This window comes from Stutzerimonas stutzeri, assembly GCF_019090095.1.
Taxonomy (GTDB): Bacteria; Pseudomonadota; Gammaproteobacteria; order Pseudomonadales; family Pseudomonadaceae; genus Stutzerimonas; species Stutzerimonas stutzeri_AN.
Genome location: NZ_JAGQFP010000003.1, coordinates 239,609 through 252,560, shown reverse-complemented (window position 1 = coordinate 252,560; position 12,952 = coordinate 239,609). Strand labels below are relative to the sequence as shown.

Below are 12,952 nucleotides of genomic sequence, written 5' to 3'. Positions count from 1 at the left end.
TCCATGGAACACTATCAGCTGTTGAACATCGTCCATGCAGCCCTGGCGATCCTGCTGACCCTCGGGCTGATTGCCCACATCGCCATGCTCTGGAAGGCCAAGCGGCGTGGCGACCCTGCCGTGCTGCAAGCCAAGTTGCGGCGCACGCGCCTGATGTCGCTGCCGCTGCTCGCCTTGCTGGGCCTGCTGCTGCCGGTGACCGGCTGGTGGATGGCTCATCTGGCGGGCTTTGCGCTGGGTCAGCTGTGGCTGCTGGCGAGCTCGATCCTGTTCCTCGTCCTGGTGCCCCTGACGCTGCTGCTCGGCGGGCGCCTGCGCGCCTGGCACGCGCTGGGGAACAGCCCGGCGCCGGCGGCATTGCCGCGTTTCGCGCTGGTCTACGCCGGGCTCATCCTGCTGATTCTCGTGGCGATCATGGGTCTGATGGGCGCCAAGCCAGTCTGATTTTCAGCCGAGCGGATGCGGCATCAGGGCGGTTCTCCGCGTTTGGAACGCTGCCACCAATAGCCGGCAAGCAGGGTGAGCAGCAGGCTGCCGCCCGCGTAGAGCCAGCCAAAGCCGCCGGTCAGGCTGAACAGGATGTAAGCCAGGAGCGGGCCGCAGGCGGCGCCCAGATCCTGGCCGATGGAATAGCGGGTCATGAACCCCACCGCATCGAGGCGACTGGCGGTTTCGGCGGCCAGTGCGTCGCCAAGCGTGGTCAGCGCCGTGGCGGCGAGCAAAGCCAGCAGCGCCACCAGCAGCCACAGGGGCAGCGGCAGACCCAGCGCCAAGGGCGCAAAGCTGGCCGCGCCTAACAGCAGTGCGCCGGCCAGCAGGGGCAGGCGCTGCTGCGGCTTGTCGGACCAGCGCCCCATGCGGTGCGCGAGCCAGGGCTCCCAGCCCCAGCGCAGCGCCTGCAGCGTGCCCGATGCCGCGGTGGCGCTGATCGCCAGGCCGAACAGGTCGAGCTCCACGCCTTGGTAATGGCCGATCAGCGCGCTCAGGGTCGACGCGAAGATGCCCTGTATGAGCAGGGCGATCACCAGGCCGGTGAACATCACGGGCCAGTTGTGCGTCTGGCCGACGGCATGGCTATGCGAAGCGAACGCCTGAGGCTGAGCGGCGCTTGGAGCCGCCAGCTGAAAGCCGAAGAACAGCAGCGGCAGCCCCAGCAGGGACAACAGGCCAAAGGCCCAGGAAAGGGCCGGCAGCCCGATGAACGCCACCAGCAAACCGCCGAACAACATGCCGAACAGGCTGCCCAGGCGATACAGGCCGTTGTACAGCCCGATCGCATGCCCCTGGCCGCCAGGTTCGGCGCAGCGCACCACGGCGGTCAGCCCACCGATGCGAAACAGCGACCAGGCGATGCCCCAGAGGCCGCGTAGCAGCAGCCAGGCGATGAAACCCTGGGCCCAGCCGTAGCCGCAGGTGCTGATCGCTCCGAGCAGCACGGCCAGTAGCAGGCCGGTCCGCAACGAAATACGCTGGTAGAGCAGGCCGATCAACGGATTGACCGGCAGGCGCACCAGGCGATTGACCGCCAGTAACGCGCCGACCTGCCACAGCGAATCCAGTCCCGCCTCCTGCCAATGCAGGGGCAGGGCGATGTAGAGCATCGAGTCGCCCAGCAGGCTGAGTGCGGTGGCCAGCGACACCATGACCACGGGCCGCATGCCGGGCTTTATTCTGTCATCCCTGTTCACGCGGCTCTCCTGGGTTCAGCGCAGGCTGATGATCTCCCAACCGCGCTGTTCGGCGATGGCGCGCAGGGTCGGGTCCGGATCGACCGCCACCGGATGGCTGACGCGCTCGAGCAGCGGCAGGTCGTTGCGCGAGTCGCTGTAGAAATAGCTGTCGTCCAGGCTCTGGTCGTTCTCTTGCAGCCAGCGTTCGATCCGCGTGACCTTGCCTTCCTGGAAGCACGGCACGTCGGTGAGCCGTCCGGTGTAACGGCCGTCCTGCATTTCGCATTCGGTGGCCAGCAGCGTATCGACGCCCAGGCGTTTGGCGATCGGCCCGGTGATGAAGCGGTTGGTCGCGGTGATGATCACCACCCGATCCCCGGCCTGATGATGCTGGCGCACCAGCGCCTCGCCCTTGGCCAGCACGATAGGCTCGATATGGTCGCGCATGAACTCGGCGTGCCACTGCTCTAGCTGGCTCATTTCGCTGCGGCCGAGCAGTTCCTGGCAGAAGTTCTGGTACGCCAGCACGTCCAGCTCGCCTGCCAGATAGTCCTGATAGAAGGCGTCGTTGCGCGCGCGATAGGCATCGGCTTCGACCAGCCCGCGCTGGCAGAGGAATTCGCCCCAGGCATGGTCGCTGTCGCCGGCCAGGAGTGTGTTGTCGAGATCGAATAGAGCCAGGCGCACGCTGCGTTCCTCGGGCGATGAAAAGAGCGCGAAGCATAGCGGGATTGCCCGCTGCCTGGCACCCTCGGGCCTTGCGGCTACGCCTCGGCCGGGTGGATCAATGGCCCGTCAGCGTGCTTCCTGCTTTTCGTCTTTTTGTGGAACAATGCCGTGACATGCGTTTGCGAGGTTGTATGCCGTGATCGACTCCGATGGTTTTCGCCCCAATGTCGGCATCATCCTGACCAATGACGCCGGCCAGGTGCTCTGGGCCCGGCGGATCAACCAGGATGCCTGGCAGTTTCCGCAAGGCGGAATCAATCCACGTGAAACGCCCGAAGAGGCGCTTTACCGCGAACTGAACGAAGAAGTAGGGCTCGAGCAGCAGGATGTGAAAATCCTCGCCTGCACCCGCGGCTGGTTGCGCTATCGTCTGCCGCAACGCCTGGTGCGCACCCATAGCCAGCCGCTGTGCATCGGGCAAAAACAGAAATGGTTCCTGCTGCGCCTGACCGGCGCCGAAGACCGCGTGCGCATGGATCTTACCGGTAAGCCCGAGTTCGATGGCTGGCGCTGGGTCAGCTACTGGTATCCGCTGGGGCAGGTCGTCACCTTCAAGCGCGAGGTTTACCGTCGCGCCTTAAAAGAACTCGCCCCGCGCCTGTTGGCGCGGGACTGACGGGAGAAAGCCCCTGAGCATGCTCGGCACGCTGCGCAAGATTGTCCAGGAAGTCAACGCTGCCAAGGACCTCAAGGCGGCCTTGGGCATCATCGTACTGAGGGTGCGCGAGGCCATGGCCAGCCATGTCTGCTCGGTCTACCTGCTCGATCCGGAGTCCGGCCGATTCGTGCTGATGGCGACCGAGGGTCTGAACAAGAAGGCCATCGGCAAAGTCAGCATGGCGCCCAACGAGGGCCTGGTCGGTCTGGTCGGCACGCGCGAGGAACCGCTCAACCTCGAGCACGCTTCCGAACACCCGCGTTATCGCTATTTCGCCGAAACGGGCGAAGAGCGCTACGCGTCCTTCCTCGGCGCGCCGATCATCCACCATCGGCGGGTGATGGGCGTCCTGGTCATTCAGCAACGCGAACAGCGCCTGTTCGACGAGGGTGAAGAGGCCTTCCTCGTAACCATGAGTGCGCAGCTCGCCGGCGTCATCGCCCACGCCGAGGCGACGGGCTCGATCCGCGGGTTGGGCCGGCAGGGCAAGGGCATTCAGGAAACCCGCTTCATCGGTATACCCGGTGCGCCCGGCGCGGCGGTGGGTACCGCGGTGGTGGTTCTGCCGCCGGCGGACCTGGACGTGGTGCCGGACAAGTCGATCAGTGATATTCCCGCCGAGCTAGCGCTTTTCGAGTCCGCGCTCGAGGCGGTCCGCGCTGACATGCGCGCGCTGTCGGAGAAGCTCGCCACGCAGATGCGCAAGGAAGAGCGCGCGCTGTTCGATGTCTACCTGATGATGCTCGACGATTCCGCGCTGGGCGGCGAGGTCACCAAGGTGATTCGCACCGGGCAGTGGGCCCAGGGTGCGCTGCGCCAGGTCGTCAGTGACCACGTCGGCCGTTTCGAGATGATGGATGATGCCTATCTGCGCGAGCGCGCCTCGGACGTCAAGGATATCGGTCGGCGTCTGCTCGGCTATCTGCAACAGGCCCGCCAGCAGACCCTGACCTACCCGGACAACACCATTCTGGTCAGCGAAGAGCTGTCGCCGTCCATGCTCGGCGAGGTGCCGGAAGGCAAGCTGGCGGGCATGGTCTCGGTGCTCGGCTCGAGCAACTCCCATGTGGCGATCCTGGCCCGCGCCATGGGCATTCCCACGGTCATGGGTGCAGTGGACCTGCCGTATTCCAAGGTCGATGGCATCGAACTGATCATCGACGGTACCCGCGGCGAGATCATCACCAACCCGGCCAAGGTGCTGCGCGAGCAGTATCTGGTCCTTGCCGAGCAGGAACGCCAGTTGTCCGCCGGCCTGGATATCCTCCGGGAATTACCCTGCGAAACCACCGACGGCCGACGCATCCCGCTATGGGTCAACACGGGGCTGCTGGCGGATGTGGTGCGTGCGCAGGAGCGCGGTGCCGAAGGCGTCGGTCTGTACCGCACCGAAGTGCCTTTCATGATCAAGGAGCGCTTCCCCAGCGAGAAGGAGCAGATGGCGATCTATCGCGAACAGCTGCAAGCCTTCCATCCGCTGCCGGTGACCATGCGCAGCCTCGACATCGGCGGCGACAAGAGCCTGCCGTATTTCCCGATCAAGGAAGAGAACCCCTTCCTTGGCTGGCGCGGGATTCGCGTGACCCTGGATCATCCGGAGATCTTCCTGCTGCAGACCCGCGCCATGCTCAAGGCCAGCGCCGGGTTGAACAACCTGCGCATCCTGCTGCCGATGATTTCCGGAACCCGCGAACTGGAAGAGGCGCTGCACCTGATTCATCGCGCCTGGGGAGAGGTGCGCGACGAAGGCACCGATGTCGAGATGCCGCCCGTGGGGGTGATGATCGAGGTGCCGGCCGCGGTCTACCTGACCCGGGAACTGGCACGTCAGGTCGACTTCATCTCGGTCGGCTCCAACGACCTGACCCAGTATTTGCTGGCGGTCGACCGCAACAATCCTCGGGTCGCCGATCTCTACGACTATCTGCACCCGGCGGTGCTCGAGGCGCTGCAGCGGATCGTTCGCGAGGCGCATGACGAAGGCAAACCGGTGAGCATCTGCGGCGAGATGGCCGGCGATCCCGGTGCGGCTATCCTGCTGTTGGCCATGGGCTTCGACAGCCTGTCGATGAACGCCACCAACCTGCCGAAAGTGAAATGGATGCTGCGCCAGATCAGCTCGACGATGGCCAGCGAGTTGCTGACCAAAGTGATGGTCATGGACAGTCCGCAGGTGATCCACGCCACCGTGCAGCTGACGCTGCGCAATCTCGGCCTGGACCGCATGGTCAATCCGTCGGCAGCGCTCTAGGACTCATCCACCTGGGCCAGTGGGGATAGCTCGATCCGGCTCTGGCCCAAGAGGCCGGCCGGGCCGAAACGGCGCTCGGTAATCTGTGCTGCACCGTTGACGTGGCGGATCAGGACAGTGCTGGCGCGGGTGCCGTAATCGGTGCCGGTTATGAACACGCTGGACAGCCGCTTTTCCCATTCATAGGGCACGCCCGTGCTGGGCAGTTCGTGATCGTCCGCCAGTTGCGGATCGCTTAGCAGCTGCAGCAGCGTCTCGGCCTGCGGCGCCTCGATCGGCTCCTCGAGACAGTCCCTGAGGGCCTGGCGAGCGCGCAGAAGCTTCGGCCATGGCGTATCCAGCGCTGCATTGGACAGGCCGTAGATCCCTTCGCCGAGCTGCTGCGGCGTGCCCCGCTGTGAATTGAGGTACCACAGTTCACGCGCATCGCCGACCAGCAGGTTGAATCCCGAATAGTGCTCGAGATGGCCCGTCAGTTCGGTCAGATACGCCTCGGGCGACAGCGCTCCGCGCAGATAGCGCTCCGGTAGTTCGCCGCGGGAACGGGTTCCGAGCCGGGCGCCTGGTGCGCGGATGTTGGTCAGTGCGGCGAAACGGCCGGCAGTATCGACCCCGAGCCAGGTACCTCCTGCCTGCAGGTCGCGCCCGGCGACGAGGGTGGGTGCCTCGTCCCAGGCCGCCAACGGCAGGCTGGGGCGCGCGTGGAACTCGTCACGGTTGGCGGCGACGATCAGCGGCAGCGCATGGCTCGGGCGCCAGGCGAACACGATCAGGCACATTAGGTCGGCTCAGTTGCAGGCATAAGCCGGAAGCTTGCAGCCAAGCAACCGACTCGGCAACCTGTTCCTGCTTTTCGGCTACCATGCGGCTTTGCTTTTCAGGGTGTCCCAATGGAGTTCGTGCTTTACCTGCTGCTGGGCGGGTTTGCTGGCGTGCTGGCGGGGTTGTTCGGCGTCGGCGGCGGGATGATCATCGTCCCGGTACTGGTTTTCAGTTTCACCCTGCAAGGGTTCGATCCGTTGGTGCTGACCCACATGGCGGTGGGCACCTCGCTGGCGACCATTATCTTCACCTCGCTGAATTCGATCCGGACCCACCATCTCAAAGGCGCAGTGCTCTGGCCGGTGGTGTTGTGGATGACCATCGGCATCCTACTCGGCGCAGCGCTGGGCAGTGTGACCGCCGCCGCCATCCAGGGGCCGGTGTTGCAGAAAATCATCGGCGTCTTCGCCATCGCCATGGCGATCCAGATGGCCTTTTCGCTGCAGCCCAAGGCCAGCCGCGGCGTACCCGGCAAACCGGGCCTGACGTTGGCGGGGGTAGTGATCGGCTGGGCCTCGGCGATCTTCGGCATCGGTGGTGGATCACTCACGGTGCCCTTCCTCAGTTGGCGCAGCGTACCCATCCAGCGAGCAGTCGCGACCTCCGCCGCCTGCGGGTTGCCGATCGCCATCGTCGGTGCGTTGAGTTTTGCGGTGGTCGGCTGGCAGGATGCGCGTCTGCCAGCCTGGAGCCTGGGTTTCGTTTATTTGCCGGCGGTGCTGGGCATCGCCCTGACCAGCGTGTTTTTTGCCCGTCTCGGCGCACAGCTGGCGCATCGGTTGTCGGCGCTGGTGCTGCGGCGGCTGTTCGCGTTGTTGCTGCTGGCCGTTGGTATCAATTTCTTGATCTGAGGAAAACCGGATGCTGCCTTATCCGCAGATAGACCCTGTGGCCGTTTCGCTAGGCCCGCTGCAAATCCACTGGTATGGCTTGATGTACCTCGTTGGCATCGGTGGTGCCTGGTTGCTGGCGTCGCGCCGGTTGCACCGTTTCGATCCCACGTGGGACAAGGACAAGCTCTCGGACCTGGTGTTCTGGGTGGCCATGGGGGTGATCGTCGGCGGGCGGCTGGGCTACGTGCTGTTCTATGATCTGCCGTCCTACCTCAACGACCCGACCTTGATCTTCCAGGTGTGGAAGGGCGGCATGTCGTTCCATGGCGGGCTGCTCGGCGTACTGCTGTGTACCTGGATCTTCGCTCGGCGCAACGGCAAGAAGTTCTTCGAACTGATGGATTTCATCGCGCCCTTCGTGCCCATCGGCCTGGGTGCCGGGCGCATCGGCAACTTCATCAATGCCGAGCTCTGGGGCAAGGCGACCGATGTGCCCTGGGCCATGGTCTTTCCGACCGATCCACAGCAGCTGGCACGGCATCCCTCGCAGCTCTACCAATTCGCTCTGGAAGGTGTGGCGCTGTTCATCATCCTCTGGATTTATTCCAGCAAGCCGCGGCCGACCATGGCCGTGTCCGGCCTGTTCGCCGTCTGCTACGGCTTCTTCCGCTTCATCGTCGAATTCGTGCGGGTGCCCGACGCGCAGCTCGGCTACCTGGCGTTCGGCTGGTTGACCATGGGCCAGTTGCTCTGTGTGCCCATGGTGTTGTGCGGCCTCGGCATGATCGCCTGGGCCTACCGCCACGAGCCGGCCAAGGCGTCGGCGTGATCGGCGTGGTTCGGCTTGTCGCCCAGCAGGCGACAAGCCGAACGCGGCCTTTTACTATGTCCTGCTTACTTGTCACCGCGCCTCGGCGCCCGCTTCGAGCCCATCGATGAAACAGTACCTCGACCTGATGCGCCATGTGCGCGACAACGGCACCTTCAAGAGCGACCGCACCGGCACCGGCACCTACAGCGTCTTCGGCTACCAGATGCGCTTCGACCTGGCCGACGGCTTTCCGCTGGTGACCACCAAGAAGTGCCACCTCAAATCCATCATTCACGAGCTGCTGTGGTTCCTCCAGGGCGACACCAATATCAAGTACCTGCAGGAAAACGGCGTGCGGATCTGGGACGAGTGGGCCGACGAGAACGGCGAGCTCGGCCCGGTCTACGGCTACCAGTGGCGCAACTGGCCGGCCCCCAATGGGGAGTCCGTGGACCAGATCGCCAAGCTGGTGGAGATGATCAAGAGCAGGCCGGACTCACGCCGGCTGATCGTCTCGGCCTGGAACCCGGCGCTGGTCGATCAGATGGCGTTGCCGCCGTGCCATGCGCTGTTCCAGTTCTATGTGGCAGAGGGCAAGCTGAGCTGCCAGCTGTACCAGCGCTCGGCAGACATCTTCCTCGGTGTCCCCTTCAACATCGCCAGCTACGCGCTGCTGACCCTGATGGTCGCGCAGGTCTGCGACCTGCAACCGGGGGAGTTCATCTGGAGCGGCGGCGACTGCCACCTGTACGCCAACCACCTGGAGCAGGCCGATCTGCAGCTGAGCCGTGAGCCGCTGCCGCTGCCGACCATGAAGCTCAATCCGGCGGTAAAAGACCTGTTCGCCTTCCGCTTCGAGGACTTCGAGCTGGTGGGCTACGAAGCGCATCCGCACATCTCGGCCCCTGTCGCCGTCTGATACGCGCTTTGGTCGGGTTTGTCCCTGCGGGTAACCCGACTGTCACATTTGCCGTATAGACTCGACCGCTCAGGGTCTCGAGGGTTTGGCATGCGCAGGGTCGTGTTCAATCAGAAGGGCGGTGTCGGGAAGTCCAGCATCGCCTGCAACCTGGCGGCGGTGAGCGCGGCGCAGGGTTATCGCACGCTGCTGATCGACCTGGATGCGCAGGCCAACTCCAGCCATTACCTGTCAGGCCTGACCGGCGATGCGTTGCCCACGGGCATTGCCGACTATTTCAAACAGGTGCTGGCCGGTGGCGCGGCCGGCAAGAAAGCACGACCGCCAATCACCGAAACGCCCTTCGACAACCTGCACCTGATCACCGCGACCGCGGAGCTGGCCGACCTGCAACCCAAGCTCGAAGCCAAGCACAAGATCAACAAGCTGCGAAAACTGCTCGAAAGCCTTTCCGAAGAGTACGAGCGGATCTACCTCGACACACCGCCTGCACTGAATTTCTTTACCGTCTCGGCATTGATTGGTGCCGATCGCTGCCTGATTCCCTTCGACTGCGACAGCTTCTCGCGCCAGGCGCTGTACAGCCTGCTCGATGAAATCGAAGAACTGCAGGAAGACCACAACGAAGGACTTGAAGTCGAAGGCATCGTGGTCAACCAGTTCCAGCCGCGGGCGGCGCTGCCGCAGCAGATCATCGACGAGTTGTTGGCCGAGGGGCTGCCGGTGCTACCGGTGCACCTGATGAGCTCGGTGCGGATGCGCGAGTCGCACCAGGTCTGCACGCCGCTGATCCACTTCGACGCCCGGCACAAACTGACCCAGCAGTTCGTCGAACTGCACGAGTACCTGGACCGCCAGGCCTGAAGCGGATCACTCGTCGCGCGAGCGCTCGATCCAGCGGCCCAGGCGTGAGGCGTAGAGCTCGCCGATAATGCCGCGGCGGAAGATCAGGACACAGACCATGAAGATGATCCCGGTGACCAGGGTGACCGGCAGTTCCGAGGTCGCGAAATAATTGCCCAGCGTGGTCACCAGCGCGGCACCGAACACCGGCCCCACCAGCGTGCCGATGCCGCCGAGCAGGGTCATCAGTACGACTTCGCCGGACATCTGCCAGCTGACATCGGTGAGGGTGGCGAACTGGAACACCAGCGCTTTCATGCCGCCAGCCAACCCCGCCAGGGCTGCCGACATGACGAAGGCGCCGAGCTTGTAGCGCGACACCGTATAGCCCAGGGAAATGGCCCGGTTCTCGTTTTCGCGGATCGACTTGAGGATCATCCCGAAGGGCGAGTTGATGATCCGCCAGATCGCCAGCATGCCGAGCAGGAACACGGTCAGCACGAAGAAATACATATTCAGCGGTTCTTTCAGGTCGATCAGGCCGAACAGGTGGCCGCGCGGAATGCCCTGGATGCCGTCCTCGCCATGGGTGAAGGGCGCCTGCAGGCAAAAGAAGAAGAACATCTGCGACAGCGCCAGGGTGATCATCGTCGAATAGATGCCTTGCCGGCGGATCGCCAGGAAACCGATCACCAGCCCCAGCAACGCGGCGCCGATGACGCCGACCAGTACGCCGAGCTCCGGCGTCAGACCCCATTCCTTCACCGCATGGGCGGTGAAGTAGGCGGCGCCGCCGAAGAACGCCGCGTGGCCGAATGAGAGGATGCCGGTGTAGCCCAGGAGCAGGTTGAAGGCGCAGGCGAAGAGTGCGAAGCACATCACCTTCATCAGGAACACCGGGTAGAAATGCAGCGGGGCCAGGACCAGTCCGACGACCGCGATGAGGATCAGGATCGTCTCTGGATTCCAGGTCTTTCGCTTTGCTGCTTGGGTCATGGTCGTTTGCTGCATGTCAGCCATCCCTTCCCATCAAGCCCGCAGGGCGCACGAGCAACACGATCGCCATGACCACGAAGATCACGATATTGGAGGCCTCGGGGTAGAACACCTTGGTCAGGCCTTCGAGGATTCCCAGCATATAGCCAGTGATGACCGCACCAAGGATCGAGCCCATGCCGCCTACCACCACCACGGCGAACACCACGATGATGAGGTTCGAGCCCATCAGCGGACTGACCTGATAGATCGGCGCTGCGAGAATGCCGGCCAGCCCGGCCAGGCCAGCACCCAGCCCATAGGTGAAGGTCAGCAGCAGCGGCACGTTGATGCCGAAGGTGCGCACCAGCGTGGGGTTCTCGGTGGCGGCCCGCAGGTAGGAGCCAAGCTTGGTTTTTTCGATCAGCAGCCAGGTACTCAGGCAGATCAGCAAGGAGGCCACCACCACCCAGGCGCGGTACTTGGGCAGGAACATGAAGCCCAGGTTGTAACCGCCTGACAGCAAGCTCGGCACCGCATATGGCTGGCCGGACGAGCCGTAGTAGTAGCGGAAGGCGCCTTCCAGCGCGAGGGCCAGGCCGAAGGTGAACAGCAGGCCGTAGAGATGGTCGAGGTTGTACAGCCGGGACAACGCCAGCCGCTCCACCGCCGCACCGACCAGGCCGACGATCAGCGGTGCCAGGATCAGCGCCGGCCAGTAGCCGATGCCCAGCACCTTCAGCAGCAGAAAGCCGGCGAAGGCGCCCATCATGTACTGCGCGCCGTGAGCGAAGTTGATCACCTTGATCAGGCCGAAAATGATCGCCAGGCCCAGGCTGAGCATGGCGTAGAAGGAACCGTTGATCAGGCCGATCAGTAACTGCCCGAGAAAGGCCTGTACAGGTACGCCGAAGATCGCCGTCATCAGACCCCCAGGGTTTCGTTGAGTATGGTCATGCGGTCCGACAGCTCGCCGACCTGGAAACTGTCGACGATCCGCCCATGGTCGACCAGGTAGAAGCGGTCAGCGACTTTGCTGGCGAAGCGGAAATTCTGCTCGACCAGCAGGATGGTCATGCCGCGCTGCTTGAGCGTCAGCAGCACATCGCCGATGCGCTGGACGATCACCGGGGCCAACCCTTCGGTGGGCTCGTCGAGCAGCAGCAGCTTCGCGCCGGTGCGCAAGATGCGCGCGATCGCCAGCATCTGCTGCTCCCCGCCGGACAGCTTGGTGCCCGGGCTGTTGCGGCGCTCCTTGAGGTTGGGGAACAGCTCGTAGATCTCGCTGGCGGACATGCCGCCCTTGGCGATGATCGGCGGCAGGTTGAGGTTCTCGTCCACCGTCAGGGTGGCGAAGATGCCGCGCTCCTCCGGCACGAAGCCCATGCCCGTATGGGCGGCGCGATGCAGCGGTATGCGCATCATGTCGTGGCCGTCGAAGTGGATGGTTCCGGTCCGTTTGCGGATGATGCCCATGATCGAGCGCAGCGCCGTGGTCTTGCCCACGCCATTGCGGCCGAGCAGTGTCACGGTCTCGCCCTGATGCACGTCCAGGTCGATGCCGTGCAGGGCGTGGCTCTCGCCATACCAGGCGTTGAGTTCGCGCACGCTCAACAAAGGGGTCGCGTCATTCATCTTCGGTCCCCATATAGGCTTCGCGCACGCGGGCGTCCTGGCTCACGCTGCGGTAGTCGCCGGACGTGAGGATTTCCCCGCGCTGCAGCACCGTCACCTGATGACAGAGATCGGCGACGACCTTCAGGTTGTGCTCGACCATCAGCACCGCGCGATCACGGGCGACCTCGCGGATCAGGTCGGACACGATGTGCACGTCTTCATGGCCCATGCCCGCCATCGGCTCGTCGAGCAACAGCACTTTCGGTTCCAGGGCCAGGGTGGTGGCGATCTCCAGTACCCGTTTGCGGCCGTAGGATAGATCCGCCGCCGGGCTGTTGCAGGCGTCCTGCAGGCCGACCGACTCGATCAAGGCCATGGCGCGGTCGTTCAATCGGTTCAGCGAGCGCAGCGGCAGCCAGAACTGGGTCGCCAGGCCGCCGGGCCGCTGCAGCGCTACGCGGACGTTCTCCAGTACGCTCAGGTGCGGAAACACGGCGGATATCTGGAACGAGCGCACCAGTCCCATACGGGCCACCTTGGCCGGGTCGGTGCGAGTGATGTCGTGGTCGAGCAGGCGGATAGTGCCGCTCGAGGGTTGCAGGAATTTGGTCAGGAGGTTGAACACCGTGGTCTTGCCGGCACCGTTGGGGCCGATCAGCGCATGGACCCGGGCGTGGTGCACGTCCAGGTCGACGTTGTTCACCGCCACGAAACCGCCGAAGTCGCGGCGCAGCCCGCGCGCCGAGAGTACGACGCGCGGCTGATCGTCCGTGCGCGGGGACGCCGTGGCGTCCCCGGCGAGGTTGCTACTGCTGGTCGCCATG

The 12,952-nt window shown here is 64.3% G+C and carries 14 protein-coding genes; 7 read left to right on the top strand and 7 right to left on the bottom strand.

The window, feature by feature from the left end:
• Window positions 1–3: 3 nt before the first annotated feature.
• Window positions 4–444 carry a DUF2269 family protein gene (locus KVO92_RS20995; RefSeq protein ID WP_217477518.1) on the top strand — a complete coding sequence of 147 codons (441 nt, stop codon included), beginning with the start codon at window positions 4–6 and terminating at the stop codon, window positions 442–444.
• Between the two features lie 23 nt (window positions 445–467).
• Here KVO92_RS20995 and KVO92_RS20990 read toward each other — a convergent pair whose 3' ends face one another.
• Both KVO92_RS20990 and KVO92_RS20985 read right to left on the bottom strand, forming a co-directional pair.
• A complete protein-coding gene (locus tag KVO92_RS20990) occupies window positions 468–1,658 on the bottom strand; it encodes an MFS transporter (RefSeq protein WP_217477627.1) in 1,191 nt (396 codons plus the stop codon).
• A gap of 45 nt (window positions 1,659–1,703) precedes the next feature.
• The gene (locus KVO92_RS20985; protein ID WP_217477517.1) at window positions 1,704–2,357 is read right to left on the bottom strand and encodes an HAD family hydrolase; all 654 of its coding nucleotides are present in this window, start codon (window positions 2,355–2,357) and stop codon (window positions 1,704–1,706) included.
• A gap of 178 nt (window positions 2,358–2,535) precedes the next feature.
• Between KVO92_RS20985 and KVO92_RS20980 the strand changes: the two genes are divergently transcribed.
• Together KVO92_RS20980 and ptsP are read left to right on the top strand one after the other, a co-directional pair.
• Window positions 2,536–3,015, top strand: coding sequence for an RNA pyrophosphohydrolase (locus KVO92_RS20980; protein ID WP_031310843.1), 480 nt, complete (start codon window positions 2,536–2,538; stop codon window positions 3,013–3,015).
• A gap of 19 nt (window positions 3,016–3,034) precedes the next feature.
• The gene (gene ptsP, locus KVO92_RS20975; RefSeq protein WP_217477516.1) at window positions 3,035–5,308 is read left to right on the top strand and encodes a phosphoenolpyruvate--protein phosphotransferase; all 2,274 of its coding nucleotides are present in this window, start codon (window positions 3,035–3,037) and stop codon (window positions 5,306–5,308) included.
• Here ptsP and KVO92_RS20970 read toward each other — a convergent pair.
• Window positions 5,305–6,087: an NRDE family protein gene (locus tag KVO92_RS20970; RefSeq protein ID WP_217477515.1), complete on the bottom strand. Its 783-nt coding sequence runs from the start codon at window positions 6,085–6,087 to the stop codon at window positions 5,305–5,307. The genes ptsP and KVO92_RS20970 overlap by 4 nt on opposite strands.
• Before the next feature lie 111 nt (window positions 6,088–6,198).
• On the opposite strand from KVO92_RS20970, the gene KVO92_RS20965 reads away from it, so the two are divergent.
• From KVO92_RS20965 to KVO92_RS20950, 4 genes are all read left to right on the top strand, one after another.
• Complete coding sequence (locus KVO92_RS20965; RefSeq protein ID WP_217477514.1) at window positions 6,199–6,981, top strand: sulfite exporter TauE/SafE family protein; 783 nt, start codon at window positions 6,199–6,201, stop codon at window positions 6,979–6,981.
• Between the two features lie 10 nt (window positions 6,982–6,991).
• Entirely contained in the window at window positions 6,992–7,792 is an 801-nt protein-coding gene (gene lgt, locus KVO92_RS20960) for a prolipoprotein diacylglyceryl transferase (RefSeq protein ID WP_217477513.1), read from the top strand.
• 106 nt (window positions 7,793–7,898) lie between these two features.
• Window positions 7,899–8,693 carry a thymidylate synthase gene (locus tag KVO92_RS20955; protein WP_217477512.1) on the top strand — a complete coding sequence of 265 codons (795 nt, stop codon included), beginning with the start codon at window positions 7,899–7,901 and terminating at the stop codon, window positions 8,691–8,693.
• 90 nt (window positions 8,694–8,783) lie between these two features.
• Window positions 8,784–9,557 (top strand): ParA family protein, encoded by a 774-nt coding sequence (locus KVO92_RS20950; RefSeq protein WP_217477511.1) that lies wholly within the window; start codon window positions 8,784–8,786, stop codon window positions 9,555–9,557.
• A gap of 6 nt (window positions 9,558–9,563) precedes the next feature.
• On the opposite strand, the gene KVO92_RS20945 is transcribed toward KVO92_RS20950, so the two are convergent.
• The 4 genes from KVO92_RS20945 to KVO92_RS20930 are packed head-to-tail and all read right to left on the bottom strand — an operon-like array spanning window position 9,564 to window position 12,951.
• Window positions 9,564–10,532, bottom strand: a complete 969-nt coding sequence (locus KVO92_RS20945; RefSeq protein ID WP_254621600.1) for a branched-chain amino acid ABC transporter permease — start codon at window positions 10,530–10,532, stop codon at window positions 9,564–9,566.
• A 16-nt stretch (window positions 10,533–10,548) separates the two neighbouring features.
• Complete coding sequence (locus tag KVO92_RS20940) at window positions 10,549–11,436, bottom strand: branched-chain amino acid ABC transporter permease (protein WP_217477509.1); 888 nt, start codon at window positions 11,434–11,436, stop codon at window positions 10,549–10,551.
• Window positions 11,436–12,146 carry an ABC transporter ATP-binding protein gene (locus KVO92_RS20935; protein ID WP_217477508.1) on the bottom strand — a complete coding sequence of 237 codons (711 nt, stop codon included), beginning with the start codon at window positions 12,144–12,146 and terminating at the stop codon, window positions 11,436–11,438. The genes KVO92_RS20940 and KVO92_RS20935 overlap by 1 nt, the downstream gene beginning before the upstream one ends.
• Window positions 12,139–12,951, bottom strand: coding sequence for an ABC transporter ATP-binding protein (locus KVO92_RS20930; protein ID WP_217477507.1), 813 nt, complete (start codon window positions 12,949–12,951; stop codon window positions 12,139–12,141). Before KVO92_RS20930 ends, KVO92_RS20935 begins: the two co-directional genes overlap by 8 nt.
• Window position 12,952: the final 1 nt, after the last annotated feature.

Coding starts and splice junctions, on each gene's coding strand:
- KVO92_RS20995 (WP_217477518.1), top strand. CDS start 4: ATGGAACACTATCAGCTGTTGAACATCGTCCATGCAGCCCTGGCGATC.
- KVO92_RS20990 (WP_217477627.1), bottom strand. CDS start 1,658: ATGCGGCCCGTGGTCATGGTGTCGCTGGCCACCGCACTCAGCCTGCTG.
- ptsP (WP_217477516.1), top strand. CDS start 3,035: ATGCTCGGCACGCTGCGCAAGATTGTCCAGGAAGTCAACGCTGCCAAG.
- KVO92_RS20970 (WP_217477515.1), bottom strand. CDS start 6,087: ATGTGCCTGATCGTGTTCGCCTGGCGCCCGAGCCATGCGCTGCCGCTG.
- KVO92_RS20965 (WP_217477514.1), top strand. CDS start 6,199: ATGGAGTTCGTGCTTTACCTGCTGCTGGGCGGGTTTGCTGGCGTGCTG.
- lgt (WP_217477513.1), top strand. CDS start 6,992: ATGCTGCCTTATCCGCAGATAGACCCTGTGGCCGTTTCGCTAGGCCCG.
- KVO92_RS20955 (WP_217477512.1), top strand. CDS start 7,899: ATGAAACAGTACCTCGACCTGATGCGCCATGTGCGCGACAACGGCACC.
- KVO92_RS20950 (WP_217477511.1), top strand. CDS start 8,784: ATGCGCAGGGTCGTGTTCAATCAGAAGGGCGGTGTCGGGAAGTCCAGC.
- KVO92_RS20945 (WP_254621600.1), bottom strand. CDS start 10,532: ATGACCCAAGCAGCAAAGCGAAAGACCTGGAATCCAGAGACGATCCTG.
- KVO92_RS20940 (WP_217477509.1), bottom strand. CDS start 11,436: ATGACGGCGATCTTCGGCGTACCTGTACAGGCCTTTCTCGGGCAGTTA.
- KVO92_RS20935 (WP_217477508.1), bottom strand. CDS start 12,146: ATGAATGACGCGACCCCTTTGTTGAGCGTGCGCGAACTCAACGCCTGG.
- KVO92_RS20930 (WP_217477507.1), bottom strand. CDS start 12,951: ATGGCGACCAGCAGTAGCAACCTCGCCGGGGACGCCACGGCGTCCCCG.